Origin of the sequence: Burkholderia sp. AU33803 (assembly GCF_002223095.1) — a bacterium.
Classification (GTDB): domain Bacteria; phylum Pseudomonadota; class Gammaproteobacteria; order Burkholderiales; family Burkholderiaceae; genus Burkholderia.
On record NZ_NKFJ01000006.1, the window covers coordinates 2,693,954 to 2,718,358 of the forward strand.

Here is a 24,405-nt window from a genome sequence, read left to right on the forward strand (position 1 = left end):
TCTCCTGTGATTCCGAATATTGTCCTGTGTCGATTCACGCAGCGCGGTCTTATACTGCCGCGTACCGCATCCCGACCGTTATTGCCCGATGTCGTCCGACCGCTCGTCGCTGCTGCCCGCGCTTACGCTGCGGCAGGTCCAGCACTTCGTCGTGCTCGCCCACGCACGCAGCTTCACGCAGGCCGCGCAGGCGCTGTCGCTCACGCAGCCCGCGCTCACCGCGTCGATCCGCCAGATCGAGTTCCTGCTCGGCGGGCGCCTGTTCGCGCGCTCCGCGCACCGGCTTACGTTGACGTCCGCGGGCGAAGCCGTGCTGCCGCTCGCCGAACGCCTGCTCAACCAGGCGCGCGGCACCTTCGACGACATGACGCGGCTCATCGGCGAACGCATCCAGACCGTGCGCATCGCGTTTATCCCGTCGGTCGCGGGCCGCCTGCTGCCCGCGCTCAATGCACTGCGCGACGCGCATCCGACGCTGCGCTTCACCCTCACCGACCTGCCGAACAGCGCGCTCGTCGAAGCCGTGCGCGACAGCGTCGCGGATCTCGGCATCGGCGTGCGCGAACCGGACAGCGACGACGGCACGCTGCGCTACCAGCAGCTCTTCGAGGACGAGATCGTGATCGTCGTGCGGCGTGACGATCCGCTTGCCCGCGCGAAGAGCGTCACGTGGGCCAGGCTCGTCGATCGCGAGCTCGCGGTGTTCGTGCGCGGCAGCGTCAGCGAATCGCTGCATCGCACCGGCGGCGCCGAGAAGCTGCGTCTGAACGTCACGTACCGGATGGAATACACCGAGCCGCTCTACGCGCTTGCGCGCAACGGCCTCGCGACCGCCGTGCTGCCGAGCCTCTACACGATGCATCTGCACGATCCCGAACTCGTCGCGCTGCGCGTCGACAAGCCGCGCGTCACGCGCGCGATCTCGCTGATCTCGCTCACCGGCGACGATCGCGGCCCGCACGTGCGGGCGTGCCGCGAATGGATTGCGCAGCACATCTGATTGCGTCCACGTTCACCGTTCATGGTTCGCCGCGTGACTGCCCGCGTTCAGGGCAGCTTCGCGATGCGCTCGACGAGCGCCGCGTAGAAGCGGTCCGCATCGACCTCGTTGATCCACGTCGCGTTCGCCGTGCGGCCGCTGCGCCCGTTCCAGTCGACGACGGTTTCGCCGAGCGTCCACTGCCCGGTCGTCTCGACCATCACGTTCACCTTGCGCCCGCCGAACAGCGTCGGATCGACGAGATAGCCGACCGCGGTCGGGTCGTACATCGGCGCGTCTTCGACGCCGCGCCGCTTCTTGTTGTACGCGAGTTCGGCGTCCATGATGTCCGCGACGATCGCGCCGCAGCGGTTGCCGAGCGCGCGGAACGGTGCGACACGCGCCGGCGTGATCGGCGCTTTCACCGCGACGTCGCGCGGCAGCACGACGATCGGCACGCCGCTGCCGAATACGACTTCAGCCGCCTGCGGATCGACGTAGATATTGAATTCGGCGGCCGGCGTGATGTTGCCGCGCTCGAAGAACGCGCCGCCCATCAGCACGATTTCGCGCAGCGCGCTGCGAATCTGCGGCGCTTCGACCAGCGCGGTCGCGAGGTTCGTCAGCGGGCCGAGCGCGCACAGCGTCACGCTGCCCGGCGCCGCGCGGCTCAGCGTATCGACGAGATACGCCACCGCGTGACCGGCGGCAAGCGGGGCGCGCGGCTCGTGCAACTCGACGCCTTCGAGCCCGGTCTTGCCGTGCACGTTCGCGGCCGTCACGAGATCGCGCACGAGCGGACGCGGGCAGCCTGCGTAGACGGGCAGCGTCTTCGTGCGGCCGGCCCAGTCGCGGATGATCCGCGCATTGCGTTCGGTCAGGTCGAGCGGCACGTTGCCGGCGACGGCGGTCAGCGCGCGCACGTCGAGCCTGTCCTGCGCGCCCAGCGCGAACAGGAGCGCGATGGCGTCGTCCTGCCCCGGGTCGGTATCGATGATCACCGTGCGGCGCGCGGCGTCGCCGCCGGCCGCGAACGCGCCCGTTTCGGGCAGCAGCGCGGTGCCGGCCAGCGCGGCGGACAGTTTCAGGAAGGTGCGGCGGGAGGCGATCGGATGGGTCATGGTCGGGCGCTCAGAAAACATGCCGGACGCCGAGCGTCGCCATCATCTGGCGCGTGCCGGTCGAGCGTGCGTACGCGAAGATCTGCGCATGGTCCGCGTCGCCGGCCGCCTGCTGCGCGATCACCGTCAGCGCGACGTCGGTGCGTTTCGACAGGAAGTAATCGGCCTGCAGGTTCACCTGGTGCCATTTCGGCCGCTTGTCGATCACGTCGTACTTGCCGTTCGTGAACGCATACGCGGCGCCGAGGAAGAGCTGCGGCGTCATCGTGTAGACGACGTTCACGCCGAGGTTCTGCAGGTGCAGGTGCGAATTGTCGAGGTAATCGTAGCGCACGTCGGTAAACATCGCCGCGAACTGCGCGCGGCCGATCGTGTAGAAGCCGCCCGTGCCCGCGATCCGCTGCCGGCTCGCGTACGCCGCCGGCGACATCGCGCTCTTGCTGAAGATCAGCAGCGGCGACGCATAGTCGTTCGCGATCGCGCCGTCCTGGTTCGTCGCGCTGTACGGATGGTTGTACTGCGCGTAGACCACGCTCCAGCGCAGCGGGCCCTGCTCGTAGCCGAGCCCGAAGCTGTATGCGCTGTTGTTCGCGAAGCCGGTCGCGTTGCTGAAGCCGTACAGCGCGGTGAGTTTCAGGCCGTAGTAAACGGGGCTCACGTACTTCACCGAGTTCTGCACGCGGATGTCGTTGTAGCCGTTGTCGTTGTCGCCGATGTTCACGCCGTTGCTCGCGATGATCACCGGCCCGATGTAGTCGTGGATCGCGTCGTACTGGCGGCCGAACGTCAACGCGCCGTAGGTGCGGTCGGCGAGGCCGACGTAGGCCATCCGCCCGAACTCGCGGCCGTTCTGCGCAGCCGTGCCGGTCATCACGTTGAAGCCGTTCTCCAGCTGGAAGACCGCGGACAGCCCCTGCCCGAGATCCTCCTTGCCCTTCAGCCCCCAGCGCGGGTTCTGGTTCGTGCCGGACAACGCCTGCCAGGCGTTCTTGCCGCCCTGGTTGGTCGCGAACCCGACACCGGCCGAAATGAGACCGTACAGCGTGATGCTGCTTTGCGCACAGGCATGCGTCGCGAAGGCGCCGAGCATCGCGAGCGGAGCGAGCTTGTAGAGAGTTTTCATCGGGTCGTGTGATCGGTGGTGGTCCAGGCGCGGCAGGGTTCCGCGAAACTGGCCTCGACTATACGAACCCGGATCGGATAATAAAAGTTTGCTTTTATTATGGTTCAATAAAACGGATTTATTCTCATCCGGATCGCTCCCGTGCCCGCCTCGCCGGCCGTCAATCCGCCGTGTCGCCGCCCTTCGGCAGCTGCGACCACGCCTTGCGCCCCGGCAATGGCGACCATGCCGGCCGCGTCTTGCGTGCGCTGTCGATCACGACCAGGTAGCGGCCCGCGATCGGCGTGACGTCGCGATCGCGGCGCAGCACCCACAGCGACTTGCCGGCCTCGACGCGCGCCTGGTAGTCGTCGTCGAGCAGGCCGTGCCGGTCGAAGAACGTGTTCAGCGACGCGGGAATGCGCACGCACCCTTTCGAGTGCCGGATGCCCAGCAGCGCTTCGAGGCGATCGGGGTCGGTCGCATGCATCTGGAACCGCATCGGCGACACGCCGCCCTTGCCCCACCCGCGCTCGCCGTCCACCCAGCCGAAGTCGTAGATGCGCATGTCGCGGTGCCCATAGCCGCGAATGCCGTTCTCGTTCGTCGTGCCTTCCGCGCGGAAATCCATGTTGTCCGGCGAGTGATGGAACACGCCGAGCGGCGTCAGGAAATGGTCGTACGTGCCCGGCAGCCCGGTGCCGACCGGCGATGCGCCGATCATCATCCACGCGTTGGCCGGCGTCGCGCGGAAGTAGATGAACAGCGCCTGGACGTTCGGCGCGCGGTCGACCATCGCGATGTATTCGCCGGCGAGGTCGCCGAGGTCCGCATCGACGAGCGCTTTCTGGAGCCGCTCGCCGTACGCGCGCTGCTCGCTTGCCGGCACGTTCAGGCGCCGCGTGACTTCCTGCGTGAAGCGCTTGCGCATGTCGATCGCGTGCGCCGTCGCATTTTTTGCCTCTTCGGCCGACAGGGGCGGATGCTGGCGCGGCGGCGTCGGTGCAGGTGCCTCGGCTTCGCTGGCGGGCGCAGCGGAAGCGGCCGATGCAGGTGCGGCGGTGGAAGCTGCGGAAGCAGCGGATGCGCCCGATGCACTCGATGCGCGCGACGCCGGGCTGGCAGGCTCCACGGGATGCGCGTGTGATGCGGCAGACGCGGGCTTGGCCGCCGACGCACCCGACGATGCATGCGCCGCCGAAGCGGGATGCGCCCGAGAAGCTGCCGATGCGGGTGACTCGACTGATGAGGACGACGTAGCGACGGGCGCCGATGCGTCGGACGCCGCAAAGGCTGGCCGCTCGACGAGCATGGAGATCGGCAGTGCCGCGGCGATCCCAATACACGCAGCGGCGACACGGGCAAGGCAACGCGGCTTCGCAAATCGCCGCGTGAAGCTGAAAGGCATCATACGTTCGAAGCCATCGGCCGATCCGGCCGCCGCATGCTGCTGTTGCGGGCGGCGCATCTTCCGCGCGAGCCATCGACACGTCCGGCGCATCGTGTGCGCCCGGCGCCGACGCCTCTTCGCGTCGGAGCCGTTCGCTGTTGCAACGCGGTCGGTCCGATGGCGGCTAATGAGTCGTCAGGCCCTTCATTCTACGCGTCCATGCAAGAATCGGCAGGGGCGAGCGTCGCGGTTTTGCGCTTCGTCACGCTTTGTTTCAACTTTGTTTCAACTCGTTTCCGCTTGCTTTTTCGTTACGTGGCAGCCTGATTCGCTGTGCGTTAGCGATCGATACAGGAAGCGGAGTGCGTCGTGAAGGCACGACTGGATCTACAAATCGATTCGGACACCAAATCACTCGCCACACGCAGTACGCACCCTACGCGCGATGCAATCTACATCGCATCGCACGCACGCCGCACGAACCGTGCGACATGCGTGCGCAACCACCATTTACTTCGAAATAGTTTCGAGCGCGATGCCCTTCGTGCGCGGCCCCATGAATCCGATCGCGGCCATCACGATCACCATCGCGCCCGCGATGAACGCGAACACGCCGAACGTGCCGAATCCCTTCAGCACCGCCGCGATCACGAACGACGAGAAGATCGCCGAGAAGCGGCTCCACGAATAGACGAAGCCGACGGCCCGCGCGCGGATCGACGTCGGGAACAGCTCGGCCTGATACGCGTGGAAGCTGTACGACATGATGTTGCTCGCGAGCGTGAGGCCGATGCCGAGCACGATCAGGAATGCGCCCACCGTCGTCTGACTGAACAGCAGCCCGCAGACGACGATCGCCGCCGCCATCGCGACGATCACCGACTTGCGCTCGAAGCGGTCGGCGATCACGAGGCCGATCAGCGGGCCGATCGGCGCGGCGAGCGCGATCACGCTCGAATACATCAGGCTCGACGTGATCGTGATGCCCTGCTTGATCAGCAGCGTCGGCACCCAGTTCGCGAAACCGTAGAACCCGACCGTCTGGAACACGTTGAAGATCGTCATCATGATCGTGCGGCTGCGATACGGCTGCACCCACATGTCGCGGAAGCTGCCGCGCGGCGGCACGGGCTCGGCAGGCGCGGGCGGCGGCAGCGGCCGGCCGTATTCGGCTTCGACCTTCGCCTCGAGCGCCCGCATGATGCGATCGGCTTCTTCGACCCTGCCCTGCTGCGCGAGCCAGCGCGGGCTTTCCGGCAGTTCGCGGCGAATCCACCACACGAAGAGCGCGCCGTGTGCACCGATCAGCACGACCCAGCGCCAGCCGTCGAGGCCGAACGGGGTGTGCGGCACGAGCAGGTACGCGAGGAACGCGACCACCGGCACCGCGACGAACCCGACCGCCTGCTCGCACGCGAATGCGCGGCCGCGGATCTGCTTCGGGACGAGCTCGGAGATGTACGTGCCGATCGTCACCATCTCGACGCCGAGGCCGAGACCGACGACGAAGCGCCAGAAGTTCAGCCCGGCGGCGGTGTCCTGGAACGCCATCACGACGTTGGCGGCCGTGTACCACAGCAGCGACCAGGTGAAGATCGCGCGGCGGCCGAAACGGTCAGCGAGGAAGCCGCACGCGATCGTGCCGATGAAAAGCCCGGAGAACAGTGCGGCGATGAAGCTCGCGACGCCCGTGGTGCCGAACAGGCCGTGCGTCGTTGCCGACAGGATGCCGCTTTTCACGAGGCCGGGGGCGACGTAGCCGCTATAGAGCAGGTCGTAGAGCTCGAAGAAGAAGCCGAGGCTCAGCAGGACGACGAGTTTCCAGACGGTGCGGGTGGGCGGCAGGCGGTCGAGGCGGGCCGAGATGGAGCCGGGGTCGACGGGTGAGGATTGGGCAGGTGCCTGCGAAAGGCTGTCCGTTGAGGCCATCGTGGGCGCGTCTCCTGATCGTGTCGTGTTGTTGTCCGGCGGCCAGCGAGCCGCCGTCGGGCGAATCGGTGCATTGTACCGGCGCGTCCGTCCGGCGCGCGCACACCACGGCCCCGATATCAAGAACGCGACGACGGGCGGCCACGCGCCGGCCAGGAACCGCTTCGGACACCCCACTTTTGCGCCAGATAATGTGTAACTTGCGTAACCGTCTGTCGGGTACTGAAAACGCGCCGGAACCGCAATCTGTCGCCATGCCGTGGCGGCGCCGGCCCCCCCTCCCGGGCCTGGCGCGCCGTTTCGCGCGGGCACGCACCACCGGAATCGTCAAAAACGGGGTACGCAATCGGGACAACCATGCGTTCCACACCCCGGTAACATGCTACCGGGCCAACCACCGGCTTCCGGGCGCCTTTCGGCGACCGGCATTGTCGGCAAATCGTAAGCATTCCATGTCCATACAACGACTATCCATCTACGCTCGCCGGATCGCCCTGATCGCGCTGCTGCAGTTCGCGGCGATCGCGACCGCGTCGGCGTTTCCGGCGGCCGCCTCGGCCCCGAACGCAAGCGGCGTCGGCGCGCCCGTCCCGGCCATCTCGCTGAACGACGCCATCGCGCAGCTCAAGCAGATGCAGGCCGAACTCGACCGCATCAAGCAGCAGACCTCGAACGCGTCCAACAGCAAGGAGCTGGACGGGCTCAGCGACTCGACGCAGGAGTTGAGCACCGATGTCGAGAAGCTGCAGAGCGATCTCGTGCCGCAGCGTGCGCAGATCCAGGGGCAGCTCGACGTGCTCGGCCCCCCGCCTGCCGAGGGTGCCGCGCCGGAAACGCCGGCCGTCGCGAAGCAGCGGGCCACGCTGAACGCGCGCAAGACACAGATCGACGCGGCGCTGAAGCAGGCCGCCGACCAGAAGGCCAGCCTCACGAACCTGAACGAGCAGTTCGCGAAGCTGCATCGCGGCCTGCTGAAGAACCAGCTCGCGTTCCGTTCGGGCGGCATTTTCAGCGCGCAGTTCTGGCTGCCGCTGTTCCATCTTTCGCCGGACGACGCCCAGCGGCTCGGGGATTTCGACGAAGAAATGCTCGACATGCTGCGCTCGTCGTGGGTGCCCGGGCAAAAGGCGATCACGGTGCTGCTGCTGGTTGCCGCATTCGCGGCATGGATCGGCGGCCGCCGGCTGATCGAGCGCGGGCTCGCGTGGTTCTGCGTGAACCGCCTGCCGGCCACCCGTTTGCGCCGCAGCGCGCTGGCGTTGTCGACCGCGCTGTCGACGCTGCTGGCAACCGCCATCGCCGTCCAGATCTTTTACCTCGCCGTCGCGCGCCATTACGACCTCACGCCGGCGCTGAACGATCTGTGGGACCAGTTCGCGAAACTCGCCGCGACCTGTGCCCTGATCGCCGGGCTCGGCCGCGCGCTGCTCTGCACGAAGCATCCTTCGTGGCGCCTGCCCGCGCTCGCCGATCCCGTCGCGCTCGCGATGAAGCCGTTCCCCGGCATCCTGGCCGCGCTGCTGCTGGTGTCCGGGACGCTCGAGTCGATCAACCGGATCGTCGACACCAGCCTGTCGGTCACGCTGTTCGGCCGCGGGATCGTGTCGCTCGTCGTCGCGGTGACGGTCGGTGCATCGTTGCTGCGCTCGAACCGCGCGCGCAGCGCGCTCGCGGCCGCCGGCGAAGCGCCCGAGCAGCGCTCGACGCTCGCCGGGCTGATCCATGCGGCCGTCACGCTCGCCATCATCGCGACCCTGATCGCACTCCTGATCGGCTACATCACGGTCGCGCGCTTCATTACCTACGAGCTCGTGTGGTTCGAGATCGTGCTGGGCGCCACCTACATCCTGATCCAGCTGACGCGCGACGCGAGCGAAAGCCTGTTCTCGTCGAGCCTGACGACGGGCCAGCAGATCAAGCACCTGTTCGCGCTCGAGGATCGCCACCTCGACCAGGCCCGCACGGTCCTGTCCGGCTTCGGCACGAGCCTGCTGATGCTGATCGCGGCCATCGCGCTGCTGACGGGCGGCTTCGGCACGACACCGGGCGACCTGATGGACAGCGCGGTCGCGATGATCGGCAGCCAGCGGCTGCAGAGCCTGAACATCATGCCCGACCGGATCATGAACGCCGTGATCGGGTTCGCGATCGGCTTCTACCTGCTGCGCTCGCTGCGCCGCTGGCTCGACAGCGAGTTCATGCCCGCGCTCGGCATGGATACCGGGATGCGCGTGTCGCTGATCACGCTGTTCACCAACGTCGGCTACGTGCTGCTCGTGCTGATGACGCTCGGGCTGCTCGGCGTCCGGTGGAACAACCTCGCGTGGATCGTCAGTGCGTTGTCGGTGGGTATCGGTTTCGGCCTGCAGGAGATCGTGAAGAACTTCGTGTCGGGGCTGATCCTGCTGACCGAGCGCCCGGTGAAGGTGGGCGACATGATCAGCATCGCGGGCGTCGAAGGCGACATCCGCCGCATCAACGTACGCGCGACCGAGATCCAGCTCAGCGACCGCTCGACCGTGATCGTGCCGAACTCGCAACTGATCTCGCAGAACCTGCGCAACGTGACGATGGGCAACAGCACGCAGGGCGTCGCGACGCTGGTGCTGACGTTCCCGCTGAACACCGATCCCGAGCAGGTGCGCGACCTGCTGCTCGAAGCCTATCGCTCGCACGCGGCGATTCTCGAGAAGCCGGCGCCGTCGGTCACGTTCAGCCAGCTCACGCCGGACGGCATCACGCTGAGCGTGACGGGCTACGTGTCGAGCCCGCGGATCGCCGGCTCGACCAAGAGCGACCTGCTGTTCGAGATCCTGAAGCAGTTGCGCGCGGCGGGCATCACGCTGTCGAGCCCGCAGATGCTCGTCGTGCAGAACATGCCGGCGGCGGGAGACGCATGACGCGGCTCGCACGCTTGCCGTCGCGCAGATGAACGAAGGGCCGGCACCGCAACGCGGCAGCCGGCCCTTTCTACTCCTACGCAGCGCCCTCCCGGGCGCCCCGCATCACACGTCGAACTTCACGCCCTGCGCCAGCGGCAGCTGACGGCTGTAGTTGATCGTGTTCGTCGCGCGGCGCATGTAGGCCTTCCACGCATCCGAACCCGACTCGCGGCCGCCGCCCGTTTCCTTCTCGCCGCCGAACGCGCCGCCGATCTCCGCGCCGCTCGTGCCGATGTTCACGTTGACGATCCCGCAGTCGCTGCCCGCTGCCGACATGAACTGCTCGGCCTCGCGCATGTCGTTCGTGAAGATCGCCGACGACAGGCCTTGCGGCACCGCGTTGTGCAGTTCGATCGCGTCGTCGAAGTTGTCGTAGACCATCACGTACAGGATCGGTGCGAACGTTTCGCGCTCGACCACCGCCGATTGCTTCGGCATCCGCACGATGGCCGGACGCACGTAGTACGCATCCGCGTGACCGACGTCGACCCGCTCGCCGCCCTTCACTTCACCGCCCTGCTCGCGTGCATCGCCCAGCGCCTTCTGCATCGCATCGAACGACGCGCGATCGACCAGCGGGCCGACCAGCGTGCCTTCTTCAAGCGGGTTGCCGACCTTCACCGACGCGTAGGCCTTCTCGATGCGCGGCAGCAGCTGGTCGACCAGGCTGCGATGCACGATCAGGCGGCGCAGCGTCGTGCAGCGCTGGCCGGCCGTGCCGACCGCCGCGAACGTGACCGCGCGCACCACGAGATCCAGATCGGCGCTCGGCGCGACGATCATCCCGTTGTTGCCGCCGAGCTCGAGGATGCCGCGCGCGAGACGCTGGCTCAGCACCTTCGCGACTTCCTGGCCCATCCGCACGCTGCCCGTCGCGCTGACCACCGGCACCTTCTTCGATGCCGTCAGCACCTCGCCGACATCGCGCATGCCGAGCACCAGCTGGCTCAGCTCCGCCGGCGCGACGCCCGGGTGGGTCTTCTCGAATTCGCGGATCGCCTTCTGCAGCAGCACGTGGCATGCGATCGCGGTCAGCGGCGTCTTCTCGGACGGCTTCCACACGACCGAATCGCCGCACACGAATGCGAGCGCCGCGTTCCATGCCCACACCGCGACCGGGAAGTTGAACGCCGAGATCACGCCGCACACGCCGATCGGGTGCCACGTTTCCATCATCCGGTGGCCCGGGCGCTCGGACGCGATCGTGAGGCCGTAAAGCTGGCGCGACAGACCGACCGCGAAATCGCAGATGTCGATCATTTCCTGCACTTCGCCGAGGCCTTCCGACGTGATCTTGCCGGCTTCGAGCGTGACGAGGCGGCCGAGCTCGGCCTTGTGCTCGCGCAGCACGTTGCCGAACACGCGCACGAGCTCGCCGCGCACCGGCGCCGGCACCGTGCGCCACTTGAGGAACGCGTCGTGCGCGGCGTCGATCTTGCGCTCGGCGTCGGCGGGCGTGTCGACGGCCAGCGTCGCGAGCGTCGCGCCGTCGAGCGGCGAACGCGCGGTCAGCGCATTGCCTTTCCACTGCGCGAGATCGATATCGAGCGCGGCGAGAATGTCGTTGAATTGCATCACTTCCTCTTCAGGGACAGATTGATCGGTGCGGCGGCAATGCCGCCCGCGTGATTCGATTGGAGCGCGTTCGCGCGCCCTGTGCAAGCGGATGCGCCGCGCGGCAGGCCGGTGCGCCGTTGGGCGCATCGCACCGCGCCGCCGCCGGAAACCCGCCGGACGGCGCGCCCTCGCCTCGCAGGGCACGATCCATGAAACACATTGTCGGTGGCCACAAGTCGGGCCGCTATTGATATTAACTCACGACTTCATTCCGAAAACGCAACACCCAGGCGGGATGACACCGTGCGTTTCTTCGCTGATATCAGACTTACCCAAGGCCGGTGACCGGGCATTGGCGATGCCGTGACGGCGCACAAGTTGATGACAAAGCCGCATCACCCTGTTCTGAAATATCGTTTGCCGCCCGAGCACGGCGCACACACAATCGTGGCGACGTCGAGGTGCAACGCACCCGGCGCGCCGCCGGCCGCCATCACGGCTGCCGGACGACAGACGAAGGCGACACGCATCACGGCCCGCTCACCCGGCCCGTTTCAGCACCGCATCACCGCTGCCCGGCAACGCGTCGCGCTTCGTCACCGAAAAACAATCCCGGAGACAGCGCCCAGCGCCCGCCATGCATTCAGATGCCCGCCCCGATTCGCCCCGCCCCTCCGGCTCGCCGCCCGCGAAGCCGTCCCTCCACCGTGCGCTGCAGGCACGCCATCTGCGGATGATCGCGATCGGCGGCTCGATCGGCACGGGCCTGTTCGTCGCGTCCGGCGCGTCGATCTCGCAGGCCGGCCCCGGCGGCGCCATGCTCGCGTACATGGTGATCGGCCTGATGGTCTATTTCCTGATGACGAGCCTCGGCGAGATGGCCGCGTTCATGCCGGTATCGGGCTCGTTCGCGACCTACGGCGCGAAGTTCGTCGACGAAGGCTTCGGCTTCGCGCTCGGCTGGAACTACTGGTACAGCTGGGCCGTGACATTGGCCGTGGAGCTGGTCGCCGGGCAGCTCGTGATGAACTACTGGTTCCCGCATGTGCCGGGCGTCTGGTGGAGCGCGCTGTTCCTCACGCTGATCTTCGCGCTCAACGCGCTGTCGGTGCGCGGCTTCGGCGAAGCCGAATACTGGTTCGCGCTGATCAAGGTGCTGACGGTGCTCGCGTTCGTCGGCGTCGGCCTGCTGATGATCTTCGGGATCATGCAGGGCGGCCCGAGCGCCGGCTGGGGCAACTTCACGATCGGCGACGCGCCGTTCGCCGGCGGCTGGGCGACGATGCTCGGCGTCGCGATGATCGCGGGCTTCTCGTTCCAGGGCACCGAAATGATCGGCGTCGCGGCCGGTGAATCGGAAAACCCGCGCACGACGATCCCGCGCGCGGTGAGCCAGATCTTCTGGCGCATCCTGCTGTTCTACGTGCTGGCGATCTTCGTGATCGGCGTGCTGATTCCCTACACCGATCCGAACCTGCTGAAGAGCGACGTGACCGACATCGGCGTGAGCCCGTTCACGCTCGTGTTCCGCCACGCGGGCCTCGCATTCGCGGCCGGCGTGATGAACGCGGTGATCCTGACGGCCGTGCTGTCGGCCGGCAACTCGGGCATGTATGCATCGACGCGGATGCTCTACAACCTCGCGGTCGAAGGCCGTGCGCCGAAGATCTTCGCGAAGCTGTCGCGCGGCGGCGTGCCGCGCAACGCGCTGTATGCGACGACGGCCGTCGGCGCGTTGTGTTTCCTCACGTCGCTGTACGGCGACAAGACCGTGTACCTGTGGCTGCTGAACACGTCGGGCATGGCCGGCTTCATCACCTGGCTCGGCATCGCGGTCAGCCACTACCGCTTCCGCAAGGGCTTCCTGAAGCAGGGCTACCGGCTCGACCAGTTGCCGTACCGGTCGAAGTGGTTCCCGTTCGGCCCGCTGTTCGCGTTCGCGCTGTGCGCGGTGATCGCGCTCGGCCAGGATTACCAGGCGTTCCTCTCCGACAAGATCGACTGGGTCGGCGTCGCCGCGACCTACATCGGCCTGCCGTTCTTCCTCGCGATCTGGCTCGGCTACGCAATCGTGCGCAAATGCCGTCTCGTGCGCTACGAAGACATGGAGATCGCACCGTGGATCGAACTCAACGCGACGCCCGAGCCCGCCCCCCAAGCTGAAACCGGCTACGCGGGCTACGTCGCCCGTCCGGCCAACCCGACGCCGGGCACCTGATCAGGCGGATCGGCCCGATCAACCCGGATCGCACCGGCCGCCATGCGAGTGCGGCAGCCGGTGCCCAGACACCCCCCATTCGACGCGGCGCGCACGTTCAGGCAAGATCGACGCGCGCCGCCTGTTTTTCCGCCGTCAAGAGTCAACGAAATCGCATGCAGAACTTCTACGAAGCCACCGTTACCCGCCAGCCCTACCCGCAACTGACCGGCACGATCGACACGCAGGTCTGCATCGTCGGCGGCGGCCTCGCCGGCCTGTGCACGGCGCTCGGCCTCGTCGAGCGCGGCGTGCATGACGTCGTCGTGCTCGACAGCGAACGCGTCGGCTTCGGCGCATCGGGCCGCAACGGCGGCTTCGTCTTCGGCGGCTACAGCCTCGACAACGCCGACCTGCTGCGCACGCTCGGCCGCGACGAAGGGCGCCGGCTGTACCGGCTCACCGTCGACGCGGTCGACCTGATCCGCGCGCGGATCGCGCGCTACGGCATCGACTGCGACATCGTCGACCAGGGCGTGATGCTCGCGAACTGGTTCGACGATCCGTCCCGGCTCGACGGCGTGCGCACGCTGATGAAGGACGAACTCGGCGTCGACTGGGAACCCGTTTCGACGGACGCGCTGCGCAAGCGGCTGAAGACGCAGCGCTACTACGGCGGCCTGTTCGAGCCGAACGCCTTCCACTTCCATCCGCTCAAGTACGTGCTCGGCGTCGCGGCGGCCGCGTCGCGCGGCGGCGCGCGGGTGTACGAACGCTCGGCCGCGCTCGGCATCGCGCGCGAAGGCGCCGGTTACGTCGTGCGCACGGCGCAGGGCACGGTGCGCGCGAAGGACGTCGTGTTCGCCGGCGGCGGCTACGCGCGCGGCGTGTCGCCGCGTATCGAGCGCGCGGTGCTGCCGATCGCGACCTACGTGATCGCGACCGAACCGCTCGGCGCGCGCCTGCCGGACGCGATCGACGCACCGTACGCGATCTACGACACGCGTTTCGCGTTCGACTATTACCGTCCGCTGAAAGACACGCGCATCCTGTGGGGCGGCCGGATCTCCGTGCTCGACCGCGGCCCCGACGCGATTGCGCGCCTGCTGCGGCGCGACCTGCTGCGCGTGTATCCGCAACTGGAAGGCGTGAAGGTCGACTACGCGTGGGGCGGGCTGATGAGCTACGCACGGCACAAGATGCCGCAGATCGGCCGCGACGCGGACGGCGTGTGGCACGCGATCGCGTTCGGCGGCCACGGGATGGCGCCGACCACGGTGGCCGGCGAAGTGCTCGCGGCCACGCTGGCCGAAGGCCGGCCGGTGCCGGAAGGCTTCAACGCGTTCGGGCTCACGCGCACGTTCGGGCTGGCGGGCCTCGCTGCCGCCCAGCTTACGTATACGGCATACCAGGCCCGCGACGCGCTCGCGTCCTGCCGCCGCTGAGCGGCGGCCACGGCGGCCGAAACCGCCCTGCCGATTAGAGCGGAAGGTCGGCCGGGCGGGAATTTCCCACATGCTAGAATGGCTTTTCCAAGCCGCCGAAGCCACAATAAGTCCACATGAAAGCAGGAAGCAAGGCCGCCACGTCCGACACCCGCGCGCTTCCGTCCGATGCGCGGCGCAAATACGATCCCGAGCAAACCAAGCGCAACATCCTCGACGTCGCCACGCAGGAGTTCTCCGCGATGGGCCTCGCCGGCGCGCGCGTCGATGCCATCGCCGAGCGCACGAACACGACGAAGCGCATGCTCTATTACTACTTCGAAAGCAAGGAAGGCTTGTACGAGGCCGTGCTGGAGAAGGTGTACGGCGACATCCGCGCGCTCGAGCAGGAGCTGCATGTCGGCGACATGGAGCCGCGCGAGGGCATGCGCCGCCTCGTCGAATTCACGTTCGACTATCACGACAAGCATCGCGACTTCGTCCGCCTCGTGTCGATCGAGAACATCCACGGCGCGAAGTATCTCGAACAGCTCAAGTCGTTCAAGAACCGCAACGTCAGCATCATCAAGACGCTCGAGGAACTGGTCGAGCGCGGCGCGGCCAGCGGCGCGTTCCGCAAGGACATCGACGCATTCGACCTGCACCTGCTGATCAGCTCGTTCTGCTTCCACCGCGTGTCGAACCGCTACACGTTCGGCGCCGCATTCGGCCGCGATCCGTCGGCGCCGCGCCTGCGCGCGCGGCACCGCGACACGATCGCCGACGCCGTGCTGCGCTACGTAGCCGCATAAGCGGCGGCGGCCGGTTTCCCTGCCAGACTCGAGCCGGGCGCGCGACATTCGCGCCCGGCGCTCCCTCGTGAGTCAGTCCGTCGGCGCGGTCGACGCCAGTGCGATTCGCGCCTTCTCTTCCGGGCTTCCCGCCACGTAATACTTCTTCGCCCAGCTCGAATCGGGTGCAAGCGCGAGCCGCGCATGCGTGCCCGTGCCGCCGTCCGTGCCGTGCTGCTTCGCATTGATCGCCAGTGCCCGCGCGCGGTAGTGCTCGTACAGCCGCAGGAATTCCGCGAGATAGATCGCCGCGATGCGCTGGTCGCGGATCTCGAGCAGGTTCTCGTCGTTGTACTGCTCGGAATTGCGGCTCATGTTCGCCGAGCCCGTATAGACGACCGGATTCGCACCTTCCGCATCGATCACGATGAACTTGTGATGGATCACGACAGGCGGAAAGGCCGGCGCCGGCTCCCCCGGAAACAACCGCAATTCCGGCTCGAAACCCTGCGGCACGGTAGCCGGCGAGAAATACTGCGCATCGATCACGTCGTGGTTGTCGCGGCTGCGGTGGTACAGCTCGAGGTTCGCGAGCGTCGCGGCATCGAGCGTCTGGCCGCCCTGCTGCCCGGCATCGGCCTTCGTCGCGCTACCCACGTTGATCTTGTTCACCAGCCCGAACATCATCAGCCCGCGGTCGCCGGCCGCGAAACACGCGTCGCGCAGCGCCGCGTCGGTCGGCATGAACAGGCAGAAGCACACCGAATGCTTCGCGGCCGCGATCGCGGCGACGATCGTGTCGATCTCGGTGCGCTGCCCCGCCGGCTCCGGCGAAAACGCGAGCCGCACCTGCGCGCTGCCGATCGTCATCGGTGCCGACCAGCCCGGCGACAGCTTCGCCGTCTCCGCGATCGACGGATTCCCGGCCAGCGCATGCGCGCGATCGTTGTACAGCGCGGCAAGCGCGGGCGAGTCGAACGCGTGCAGCACGTTCGCCTGCTCCGTGAGCCCTTCGGTCGTGAAGTTCGCGGAACCGGTCAACACGCGTGAGGGCGCGGCATTCGACGACGCATCGGTCACGATGAACTTGTCGTGCATGATGTGCGTCTTGTCGCGCGGCGCGAGCGTCGCGAGACCCTGCAGCGCATCGACGGCCGGCTGGTTCGGCGACGGCAGCGGCGGCTTGCCCTTGCGCGCCGTCGTGTGCGCGTCGTAGACGATCGCGAGCGACGCTTCGCCGTGCTGGCGTCCGAACGCTTCGAACGCGGGCAGCGCCCACAGCGTGTCGGTCAGGTGATAGACGGCCGACGCGGCGCGCGACGCGGGGTCGAGCATCTCCGCGAACACCTGCTCCATGTCGTTCGCGAGCCACGTGCGCAGCTTCAGCGCCTGCGCCGCGCTCGGCGCCGCATTCGGCGCGAGGCCCAGTGCCGCCACCTGCCTCGCGAAAGCCTGCGAGCTGACCACCGCGCGGTTGAACCACGTGCCGATGCCGTCCTCGATATGCGCGGGCAGCACGACGTCGCACACGCCGGCTTGCGCGTCGAGCACCTGCAGGTTCGCCGGCGTGCCGACGACCGGATACACGTCGTAGCGGAACGCCGCGCCGCGATCCTGCGGATCGATGCGTGCATCCCACCACATGAATTTCTGGATCGGCGCCTGGTCGGTCGGCGCATCGCCCTGCGTGTGTGCGGCGGGGCCATCGAACGTCAGGCGGTTCGGTAGCCAGCTGTCCGGCGCGCGCGTCTTGCCGTCGGCCGACCAGAAGCCCGGCGTGCGCCGGATCGCGAAGCCGAGGAAATCGGATCGCGACGCCGCATCGGGCCAGTCGAAGGCCAGCAGGACCAGAGTGGGGGAAAGATAGCTGCGCACGCTGACGGTCATTCGTTGCTCCCTGGCCTTGCGGCCGGTCGAGTGAATGGGTCAGTCTTGACGGTGCATCTTCCCTGCGGATGACGGTTCGATGAACCTTGTATGTCGGACGCGCGTCAGTCGCACACGAGCAGCTCGATCCCGCGCGCGGTCAGCGCACGGCGCACGGCCTTGTCGGGTGCGCGCTCGGTCACGAGATAACGGGCGGCGCCGGTGCCGTTGATCCGCACCGGCGTCACGCGGCCGAATTTCGAATGGTCGGCGACGATCATCGCGGTGCCGGCCGCCGCGATCATCCGGCTGCGCACCTCGGCCGCGAGCCGCGAGTAGTCGGTGCATTCGCCGTCGGGCGTGATGCCGCCGGCGCCGACGAACGCGAAATCGACGTGGTACTGCGCCAGCTGCTGGATCGTGTCGAGCCCGAAGGTGGCGTCCTCGTCGTCGGACAGCTCGCCGCCGAGCAGCGTCACGCGGTTGCCGTTGCGCCGCGCGAGCACGAACGCGGTACGCCAGTCGTTCGTGTAGATCGACAGCCGGTGACGGTCGGCGAGCGCGAGCGCAACCGCATGCGGCGTGCTGCCCGAATCGATCAGCACCGACGCATCGTCGGGCACGAACTCCGCCGCGCGCCGCCCGATCGTGCGCTTCGCCTCCGCGTTCGCGGCTTCGCGTTCGGACAGGCTCGGCTCGCGGCGATCCGCGGCCAGCGCGCCGCCGTGCGTCATCACGAGCAGGCCGCGTGCGGCCAGTGCGTTCAGGTCGCGCCGCACGGTCTCGCGCGACACGTCGAGCGAGCGGACGAGTTCCGCGACCGACAATGCGCCCGACCGTCCGAGTTCCGACAGGATGAATTGATGACGTTGTTCCGCCAGCATCGCGTGTGCGCCCGAGGCGACTGGTTATGGGTAAGCCAGCCATTGTATTACGGCCGTTTGACCGGCATTTGACTGCGGCGGGAAACCCGCCGGGCCGCGTTTCCCGAAAGCGAAATTCTGTATTGCCTGACGCGCGCGAATCGGCGCGGCGCCGGTTGCTACACTTTGCGCTTCGCCGAACGACAGACCAAGCAAAGGGGCTCGCGCCATGTATCGCAAAGGCAGTGTGATCGAAATCCAGTTTCCGCCCGAACGTCTCAACGACGCGGCCGGCGATCCGTACTGGATCGACCTGACGCTCGACGAGGCCCGCCGGCTCTACGAACAGCTCGCCGCGCGCTTCGCGACCGATGCACGCGCCAACCAGCCGCTCGACACGTTCTCGATCGACTGATCTCCGCGGCTTCACGCTCACTCCGCATTCCGGGGCGGCGCCCGCCGCCTTCCCCCCGGCACCGCCCGCCCAACCCGCATCGACAGCCGGCCGCCTGCGCGGCACGCGGCATGAGTGCAGGATTCGACAAGACGCCCGCGTCGCTTCCCCCGATACTGGCCGACTTCACGATTCTGTCCGGCCGCGTCGCGGCCCGCCACGCATGCTGACCTCGCTCGTCGCCGCCGCTTTCGTCGCCCTCTGGTCCACCGGCTTCATCGTTGCGCGGGCAATCAAGCCGTACGCCGATCCGAACCTGTTCCTGCTCGCGCGCTTCGCGGGCACGGCCGCGCTGTTCGGCGCGGTGGCGCTCGTTTCCCGCGCGCCGTGGCCGGCCCGGCGCGAATGGCCGCGCCATCTGATCGCGGGCGCGCTGCTGCAGGGCGTCTATCTCGGCGCGAGCTACTGGGCCGTCGCGCAAGGGCTGAACGCCGGCGTCATGGCGCTGCTCGGCGCACTGCAGCCGCTCGCCACCGCCGTGCTCGCCGTCCCGCTGTTCAACGAGCGCCTGCCCGCGCGCGGCTGGTTCGGCATGGCGCTCGGCCTCGCCGGCGTCGCGCTCGTGCTGGCGCCGAAGGTCACGGGCGGCGTCGCGCCGCCGCCGGGCGCCGCGCCGGCGTGGCTCGTCGTCGCCGTCTCGGTGCTCGCGGTCGGGTCGATCACCGCCGGCTCGCTGTACCAGAAAGGCAAGCTCGCGCAGAGCGACCTGCGCACGGCGGTTGCCATCCAGAACTTCGGGGCAGCCGTCGTCGCGGCCATCTTCGTCGCGCTGCTGCACGAGACGCGCTGGATCGGCGCGCCGGCGCTGTGGGTGTCGCTCGTGTGGGGCATCGTGTTCCTGTCCGGCGGCGCGGTCACGATGCTGATGTGGATGCTGCGGCGCGGCAACGCCGCACGCGCGACGTCGCTGCTGTTCCTCGCGCCGCCGCTGGCCGCGCTGCAGGGCTACTGGCTGTTCGGCGAGACGCTCGCGGCGATCCAGCTCGCCGGCTTCGCGCTCGCGTTGGTGGGCGTCGTGCTCGCGCGGCGCTGACGCGGCCGACCGTGTGGAGGCGCCATGCAGCCGCGCCCACATCAGCCGCCACACGCATCGAATCCCGGCCGCGCGAACGCCCGTCACGCGGCATCGTTGCACCCGCCCGGCCCGCCGTGCACCACGGCGATGCGGCCCGTCTCGCCGAAGCAACGCGAAATCGCCGGATCGCACGCCCGGCGCGGCACCGCGCCGCGATTGCGCTTATGATGGGCGCCTTGATTTCGTTCCGGAACTCCTTTCATGACATCCGCCGATTACGCCAGCCGCCAACGCGCGATCATTGCCGAACTGAACGTCGCCCCGCACTTCGACGCCGAGGCCGAAATCGACCGCCGCGTCGAGTTCCTCGCGCAATACCTTCGTTCGACCGGCCTGCGGACCTACGTGCTCGGCATCAGCGGCGGCGTCGATTCGTCGACGGCCGGCCGGCTCGCCCAGCTGTCGGTCGAAAAGCTGCGCGCCGGCGGCTACGATGCCCGCTTCATCGCGATGCGTTTGCCGAACGGCGTGCAGAACGACGAAGCCGATGCGCAGCGCGCGCTCGCGTTCGTCCGTGCGGACGAGGAACTGACCGTCAACGTGAAGCCGGCCGCCGACGCGATGCTCGCCGCGCTGGTCGCGTCCGGCCATGCGTTCGAGACGCCGGCGCAGCAGGACTTCGTGCACGGCAACGTCAAGGCGCGCGAGCGCATGATCGCGCAGTACGCGGTGGCCGGCGCGCGGCACGGCATCGTGATCGGCACCGATCACGCGGCCGAGTCGCTGATGGGTTTCTTCACGAAGTTCGGTGACGGCGGCGCGGACATCCTGCCGCTCGCGGGGCTGAACAAGCGTCGCGTGCGCGCGGTGGCCCGTGCGCTCGGCGGCGACGAGCTGATCGTGATGAAGGTGCCGACGGCCGACCTCGAGGAACTGCGCCCGCTGCGCCCCGACGAGCACGCGTACGGCGTCACCTACGACGAGATCGACGACTTCCTCGAAGGCAAGCCCGTCGCCGACCACGTGTACGAAACGGTGCTGCGCTTCTACGACGCGTCGCGCCACAAGCGCGCGCTGCCGTACACGATGTTCGACTGGCCGGCCGCGTAAGCCGCCCAGATTAAAAAAACGCCGCGCGCACCGTCCTGGCTGCGCGCGGCGTATTACTGACGGGCACCGTTACGCGTGCCCGCCCGACTTCGTCGCCTGCAGCGCACGAATCCGCATCCGCGCGCCCGTGTCGCTGACCGTCGCGTCGTACATCGCCGCGAGATCGCGCTTGAGCGCGGTACGCGAGCCGCCGTCGAGATACACCATGTGCCCCGACGGATAGAAACGCGCGGACAGGTTCTGCCGCACCTTCTGATCCTCGAGCGGCATTTGCTGCAGGTCGATCACGGTCTGGTAGAACGGCGTGACGAAATCGTAGAGGCCGTTCGCCGACAACACCTTCAGGTCGACGTTCAACGCCATCACCGCCGCGAGATCGCCGGCCGTGTAGAGGATCACGTTCCCCTGCGCATCGATGCCCTGCTGCGCGCCGGTCGGGTCGATGTGGTGGAAATCCCAGTTCTGGAACGCCTGGTCGTTCAGATCGGTGAACGCGGAACTCGACGTGAACTTCAACTGCTCGTTCAGGTAGCTGTTCCACATCGCCGTATAGACGCCCGTCACGGCCGTCATCGTCGGATCGTTGCCGCCGGAGTTCGGGTCGATCTTGCCGGCGATGCCCGACGAGATCCCGGTCACGCGGCCGTCGTACGAACCGAGCGCCAGCCCCTGTGCCTGCAGCAACGTCGTCAGGAACAGCGAATTGCCGCGCGTGTTGTAACCGGCAATATCGAGCCCCCACGTCTGCAGCGTCGCCGTGTCGATGCCCGTGTATTGCGACAGCTTCTTTACGGCGGCCGGGTCGGCATGCGGCACGTTGCGCAATGCGGTCAGGTAGTCGGTGCGCGCGAACTGCGCGACTTCCTCGACGAACGCGCCGAGATCGGTCGGCGCCGGCGTGACGCCGAGTTTCTTGTGATACCACGCATCGGCCGCGGCGGTCGGCAGCGCGCCGACCGGGTTGCCGGCCTGCCGGTAGTCGAGGATCGACGACTGCAGCGTGATGCCGTTCAGGTCGACGCCGTCCTCGTGCAGCTTGTACGCGAGCACGCAGCTGCGTGCGGTGCCGTACGATTCGCCGAACAGGTATTTCGGCGAATTCCAGCGGTTGTTCTTCGTCAGGTAGCGCTTGATGAACTGCTTCAGCGAATCCGCATCCTGGTCGACGCCCCAGAAGTTGCGGTTCTTGTTCGGCGCAACCGCTGCCGAATAGCCGGTACCGACCGGGTTGATGAACACCAGGTCGCTGTGGTCGATCATGCTGTCCGGGTTGTCTTCCATCTGGTACGGCGCGGGCGGCGTGAAGCCCGGCATCGACGTCTTGATGCGCTTCGGCGCGAACGAGCCCAGCAGCACGAACACCGACGACGAGCCCGGCCCGCCGTTATAGAAGAACGTCACGGGCCGCGTTTCTTCCTTCGCGCCGTCGGCCGTGAACGCGACGTAGAAGAGCTTCGCGGCCGGCTGCGAACTGCTCGGGTCGACCGTCACGAGGTGGCCGGCCGTCGCCGTGTACGCGATGCGCTTCCCGTCGATCAGGATCGTGTGATGCGTGATCGCGGCCGCCTCGGTCGTGTCGGTCACCGAGTCGTCGGGACCATTGCCGTACGCGACCGGATCGAAGAACGGCTGGTCGCGCCCGTGGCTCAGCGCGACCGGGTTGATGGTCGGCGGCACGCCATGCGAGTTGTGGTCGCCGTGATGCAGCGGATACACGCCGCCGGAAGATGCGGAATCGATGCCCATCGTGCTGCTCCTGGAGGTGAGAAAAAGGCGCGGACCGGAAGCCCGCGCCATACGGAAAGACGTCTCCCGCGGCCGTCAGCTCGACGGCTTGCGCGTCAGGATCGCGGCGAGCTGCGCGCCGTTCGGGCTGCCGAGGCCCGTACACGCATCCCAGCCCTGCGCGGCCACGTACGTACCGTTCGATCCCTGCGTGATGTCGCGCAGCGCACCCGGATTCTTGTAAAGCACCGGATTGATCCAGCCGGCAGTCGCACCGCCCGCCGCCGCACTCGCCGCCGCATTGATCCGTGCAATCAGCGCGGCCCACAGCGGCGCGACCGCGCTCGTGCCGCCCATCACCGTGGCCGTGCCGGCGATCGACACTTCGTAGCCGGTCTGCGGCGACGCGTCGCCGGCCACGTCCGGCACACCGCGTTTCGCGAGCGGTCCGCTGCTGCCGTCGGCGCGCGTGACGGTGAGCCCCTGCTGCCACGCCGGCAGGTCGAACAGCGTGCTGACGCCGCCCCCGCCCGCGCCGCCGCCGGCCGCCTCGTCGTTCCACGTGACCTCGCTGCGGATGCCCTGCCCGGGCAGCGCGTCGAGCTGCGTGCCGCCGCAGCCGAGCACGTACGGGCTCGAGGCGGGGAAGTCGACATGATCGGCGCCGTCCTGCAGCCCGTCGCCCGAACCGCTGTCGCCCGATGCCGCGCACACCGTGATGCCCTGCGCGGCGGCCGCCTGCAGCACGCGGTTGAACGCCTGCGCGGACTGCGCCTGCCAGATCGCCTCCGGGCCGCCCCAGCTGATCGAGATCACCGACGGCTTGTTGGTCGTGTCGCTGACGGCCGCGTTGACGGCCTGGATGAAGCCCGCGTCGCTGTTCGGCGCGAAGTAGACGGCGATCTTCGCGGCCGGCGCGATCGCGCCGGCGATCTCGATGTCGAGCGCGACTTCGCCGTCCGGGCCGCTCGGGTCGCCGGTCGGCGTGTTGCGGCCGGTGCCGACGTTCACGTCGACGAGCGTCGGCGGCGTCGTGATGCCGAGCCCGCGGAAATACTGCTGGATGTCGGCCGCGCGGTAGCCGCCGCCGAGCTCGATGATCGCGATGCATTGCCCGGCGCCGTCGCCGGCCGGAAAGCCGTACAGCGAGGCCAGCTGGATCGGGGTGAACGTGACGCTCGATGCGCCGCCGCGCGCGGGCTTGAACGGCGGCCGCAGCCGGAAGTGCGGCCGCGCCTGCGGACGGCTGTCGAGGCCGAGCACGGCCGTGACGGCATCGCCGAGTTCGTCGGGCAGCGCGATCGGGCCGGAGCGGCCGCGATACTGGCCGATCGACCGATGCTCGAAGCGCTCGAGCTTGACGCTGAACGCGGCTTCGAACTGCTGGATCGTGCCGGACAGCACGACCACGCTTTCAACGGGATCGACGCGATCGACCGTCAGCTGATGACGACGCGCGAAGTCCTCGGCCTTGCGAATATCGTCGGGATTGGCGGAAAAGCGTTGCGCGAAGGTGGCGCGCGACACCGGTTTCGCTTGCGCGTCGCCGGTGGCGAGCTGGTGAAGCAGCGTATCGAGTTGCCCTTCTTCCTGCCGCCGCAACATGATCGTGACGTGGATGCGTTCTGCCGGATCGCACGGGCCGAGGCACTTGGACTCGGCGACGATTCGGGGTTCACGGTCGGCGTGAAGATGCCTTGCCATGTTCAGACCCTCCTTGGTACCGCGTTGCACGGAACAGCCAGGAAATCGGACAGGGCCGGCGGGAGACGGTTCCGTTCGGTCGGTTCGCGCAGCGCGAAGTAACAGGGAGTTTAGAACAGTCAGACGATTTGCGCGCACGCCGTTCTGCGACGGGGCGCACGCGCGGGCCGACATTGCGCGCGGCCTGCATCGCGTGCGGCGCCGCGCCGCGCGACCTGCGCCGGCGCAACGCCGCA

The 24,405-nt window shown here is 67.9% G+C and carries 17 protein-coding genes; 8 read left to right on the forward strand and 9 right to left on the reverse strand.

Annotation, left to right across the window (positions count from 1 at the left end; translation table 11 throughout):
- Positions 1–88 precede the first annotated feature (88 nt).
- Positions 89–1,000 carry a LysR family transcriptional regulator gene (locus CFB41_RS29415; protein ID WP_089458883.1) on the forward strand — a complete coding sequence of 304 codons (912 nt, stop codon included), beginning with the start codon at positions 89–91 and terminating at the stop codon, positions 998–1,000.
- 47 nt (positions 1,001–1,047) lie between these two features.
- On the opposite strand, the gene CFB41_RS29420 is transcribed toward CFB41_RS29415, so the two are convergent.
- From CFB41_RS29420 to CFB41_RS29435, 4 genes are all read right to left on the reverse strand, one after another.
- Complete coding sequence (locus tag CFB41_RS29420; protein ID WP_089458884.1) at positions 1,048–2,100, reverse strand: nucleoside hydrolase; 1,053 nt, start codon at positions 2,098–2,100, stop codon at positions 1,048–1,050.
- Positions 2,101–2,110: 10 nt separating this feature from the next.
- On the reverse strand, positions 2,111–3,223 hold the full coding sequence (locus CFB41_RS29425) for a porin (protein ID WP_089458885.1): 1,113 nt from the start codon (positions 3,221–3,223) through the stop codon (positions 2,111–2,113).
- A 160-nt stretch (positions 3,224–3,383) separates the two neighbouring features.
- Positions 3,384–4,703 carry a hypothetical protein gene (locus CFB41_RS29430; protein WP_089458886.1) on the reverse strand — a complete coding sequence of 440 codons (1,320 nt, stop codon included), beginning with the start codon at positions 4,701–4,703 and terminating at the stop codon, positions 3,384–3,386.
- Positions 4,704–5,102: 399 nt separating this feature from the next.
- Positions 5,103–6,521 (reverse strand): MFS transporter, encoded by a 1,419-nt coding sequence (locus CFB41_RS29435; RefSeq protein WP_089458887.1) that lies wholly within the window; start codon positions 6,519–6,521, stop codon positions 5,103–5,105.
- Between the two features lie 452 nt (positions 6,522–6,973).
- On the opposite strand from CFB41_RS29435, the gene CFB41_RS29445 reads away from it, so the two are divergent.
- Complete coding sequence (locus CFB41_RS29445) at positions 6,974–9,421, forward strand: DUF3772 domain-containing protein (protein WP_089458889.1); 2,448 nt, start codon at positions 6,974–6,976, stop codon at positions 9,419–9,421.
- Between the two features lie 105 nt (positions 9,422–9,526).
- Here CFB41_RS29445 and CFB41_RS29450 read toward each other — a convergent pair whose 3' ends face one another.
- Positions 9,527–11,038, reverse strand: coding sequence for an aldehyde dehydrogenase family protein (locus CFB41_RS29450; RefSeq protein ID WP_089441623.1), 1,512 nt, complete (start codon positions 11,036–11,038; stop codon positions 9,527–9,529).
- A gap of 619 nt (positions 11,039–11,657) precedes the next feature.
- On the opposite strand from CFB41_RS29450, the gene CFB41_RS29455 reads away from it, so the two are divergent.
- The 3 genes from CFB41_RS29455 (at position 11,658) to CFB41_RS29465 (ending at position 15,453) form a co-directional block, all read left to right on the forward strand.
- On the forward strand, positions 11,658–13,238 hold the full coding sequence (locus tag CFB41_RS29455; protein ID WP_089458890.1) for an amino acid permease: 1,581 nt from the start codon (positions 11,658–11,660) through the stop codon (positions 13,236–13,238).
- Between the two features lie 155 nt (positions 13,239–13,393).
- Positions 13,394–14,662 carry an FAD-binding oxidoreductase gene (locus CFB41_RS29460; protein WP_089441621.1) on the forward strand — a complete coding sequence of 423 codons (1,269 nt, stop codon included), beginning with the start codon at positions 13,394–13,396 and terminating at the stop codon, positions 14,660–14,662.
- A 116-nt stretch (positions 14,663–14,778) separates the two neighbouring features.
- Entirely contained in the window at positions 14,779–15,453 is a 675-nt protein-coding gene (locus CFB41_RS29465; RefSeq protein ID WP_011353990.1) for a TetR family transcriptional regulator, read from the forward strand.
- A gap of 72 nt (positions 15,454–15,525) precedes the next feature.
- On the opposite strand, the gene CFB41_RS29470 is transcribed toward CFB41_RS29465, so the two are convergent.
- Positions 15,526–17,319, reverse strand: coding sequence for a phospholipase D-like domain-containing protein (locus CFB41_RS29470; protein WP_089458891.1), 1,794 nt, complete (start codon positions 17,317–17,319; stop codon positions 15,526–15,528).
- Between the two features lie 104 nt (positions 17,320–17,423).
- Positions 17,424–18,182, reverse strand: coding sequence for a DeoR/GlpR family DNA-binding transcription regulator (locus CFB41_RS29475; RefSeq protein ID WP_069252505.1), 759 nt, complete (start codon positions 18,180–18,182; stop codon positions 17,424–17,426).
- Between the two features lie 208 nt (positions 18,183–18,390).
- On the opposite strand from CFB41_RS29475, the gene CFB41_RS29480 reads away from it, so the two are divergent.
- The 3 genes from CFB41_RS29480 to nadE all read left to right on the forward strand — a co-directional run bounded on the left by CFB41_RS29480 (position 18,391) and on the right by nadE (position 20,740).
- Entirely contained in the window at positions 18,391–18,576 is a 186-nt protein-coding gene (locus CFB41_RS29480) for a hypothetical protein (protein WP_006480515.1), read from the forward strand.
- A 202-nt stretch (positions 18,577–18,778) separates the two neighbouring features.
- On the forward strand, positions 18,779–19,648 hold the full coding sequence (locus tag CFB41_RS29485) for a DMT family transporter (protein WP_089458892.1): 870 nt from the start codon (positions 18,779–18,781) through the stop codon (positions 19,646–19,648).
- 243 nt (positions 19,649–19,891) lie between these two features.
- Positions 19,892–20,740, forward strand: coding sequence for an ammonia-dependent NAD(+) synthetase (nadE, locus tag CFB41_RS29490; RefSeq protein ID WP_089458893.1), 849 nt, complete (start codon positions 19,892–19,894; stop codon positions 20,738–20,740).
- A 69-nt stretch (positions 20,741–20,809) separates the two neighbouring features.
- Here nadE and CFB41_RS29495 read toward each other — a convergent pair whose 3' ends face one another.
- Together CFB41_RS29495 and CFB41_RS29500 are read right to left on the reverse strand one after the other, a co-directional pair.
- Positions 20,810–22,486, reverse strand: coding sequence for a S10 family peptidase (locus CFB41_RS29495; protein ID WP_089458894.1), 1,677 nt, complete (start codon positions 22,484–22,486; stop codon positions 20,810–20,812).
- Between the two features lie 75 nt (positions 22,487–22,561).
- Positions 22,562–24,169 carry a protease pro-enzyme activation domain-containing protein gene (locus CFB41_RS29500; RefSeq protein ID WP_089458895.1) on the reverse strand — a complete coding sequence of 536 codons (1,608 nt, stop codon included), beginning with the start codon at positions 24,167–24,169 and terminating at the stop codon, positions 22,562–22,564.
- Positions 24,170–24,405: the final 236 nt, after the last annotated feature.